The sequence below is a fragment of the Bacillus badius NBRC 15713 genome, assembly GCF_001591605.1.
Classification (GTDB): domain Bacteria; phylum Bacillota; class Bacilli; order Bacillales; family Domibacillaceae; genus Pseudobacillus; species Pseudobacillus badius.
Window position 1 is genome coordinate 1 of sequence record NZ_BCVF01000096.1, and the last position, 1,775, is coordinate 1,775.

Here is a 1,775-nt window from a genome sequence, read left to right on the forward strand (position 1 = left end):
TCCCTCTATAAATATTGATTTATCAACGATTTAACCCGTTGGTGGGGTGTCAAAAAAATATTTTTCAACACAATTCCTAACAGTATTTTTAAAATATGTGATTCTTTAACAGTCAGTGGGTACGCTACGCGGTCACTACTAGGAAAATATGGTAAGTAGTGTGGTGGATTTATTCGATGCACCATGGATCTCTGCGTAACTTATGATGACGTACCCTCCCATGTCTCTGGGCATCTGTGTGCCTACATTCCTTCGTTCGGTCTAGTCATAAGGCAGAGGCTAGCGAAGCTCCTTAAGGGACTCGAGGTCGAATGGATGGTATAATGCCAGCTTCTCCGTGTCATCCTGTTGTCTAGGTCTTTCAAGGGAATGTAGACGTTACATAGCCTCTGCGAGACTAGGGGTGTCTTTCATCATTCGCTGTGCGTCAAACGCTTGGTGCTTCGTGCTAATTCCATGTAACACTTTTAATAGTTTTCCGCATAAAACCACGATGGACTGTTTCTTGCGTAACGGATTTACCGTACGAGTGGTGTAGTACTCATGCAATGTTCGAAAAGCCTTGTTGTGGCGAATGATCGGTATCATGGTTCGAAACAGAAGAGCACGCAGCTTCCTTCTACCTCGTTTGGAGATCCGTTTTTGACCTTTGTGCTGACCGGAGGAGTTTTCACGTAACGTTAATCCCGCAAGTTTGATGAGTTGGCGTGGATGTTCATAGTGTGAAAAACTTCCGATTTCAGCTAACAGCTCGACAATCGTTGGATCTCCAAGACCTTGAACCGTTGAGAGCCATTCGTATTCGACCGATGTTTGGACAAGCTCCACTAAGCGCTGAGTCATGTCTTCGATTTCTTGTTCTAACTGGTGGTAACGACGGACCAGTGTGGCGATTTCATAACGGGCCATCTCACGTCCTTCTGTTACTCCAATCGAGTGAGCTGCGACTTCAATCAGACGCGTAGCTTTCGGTCTTTGGGGCGATTTGAGCCCCTCAACTTCTCGATAAAGGGATAGTACCTCATCGGGCTGTTTCTGGTGAAGATCACTCGGAAATGGCGTACATTCAAGTACGGCCAACGCCATCTTTCCGAATGACGGAAAGACCTGCGTGAATTCAGGAAAATAGCGATCTAACCAACGAATGATGCTATTTTTGACCGCCCCTAATTCGTCTGTCAACTTGCTTTTAAACGTGGATCCGACTCGAAGTTCAGCCTCCACATCTTTTAAGATTCGTGGATAACTAAAGCGTCCGTCTTTCAAGAGTCTGGCGATTACAAGTGCATCTTTACGGTCATGTTTCGTGGGAAGATTGTCATCTAACTCCTTGGAACGTTTGACGTGCATCGGATTCGCCATGACAAGTGGAATGCCTCGTTCTTCAAGAAAATAAGCTAGATTGAGCCAATAATGGCCAGTCGGTTCAATCCCAACTAGGACTTCGGTTTTTCCGTGTTCTTTCAGCGCATTTAGGATGAGTTGATAGAAAAGCTCAAATCCTTCTCGCGACTGCGAAACGGAAAATGATTTTCGGAGCACCCGGCCGCGATCATCTACAAAGCAAGCGAAATGTGTGCGCTTCGCAATGTCGATCCCGACAACGAGTGTTTGTTCCGTGACTTGATTTATTTTTTGATTTTGTTTAAAATCCATTATGGAGTCCTCCTTGGTTACAAATTAGGGGTCATTTCGTCCAGATTTGACACCCCGCATCATACCAAGAGGGCTCTTTTTGTTCAAGTCCCCGAAAATCCTTCTAACAGGAATGCTCC

General features: G+C 45.3%; 1 protein-coding gene. It reads right to left on the bottom strand.

What is annotated here, in order from left to right:
• Positions 1-378: 378 nt before the first annotated feature.
• Positions 379-1,656, bottom strand: coding sequence for an IS110 family RNA-guided transposase (locus tag BBA02S_RS19855; protein WP_041098389.1), 1,278 nt, complete (start codon positions 1,654-1,656; stop codon positions 379-381).
• Positions 1,657-1,775 lie beyond the last annotated feature (119 nt).

Excerpts from the sequence above, each read along its gene's own strand:
- BBA02S_RS19855 (WP_041098389.1), bottom strand. The coding sequence starts at position 1,656 with ATGGATTTTAAACAAAATCAAAAAATAAATCAAGTCACGGAACAAACA.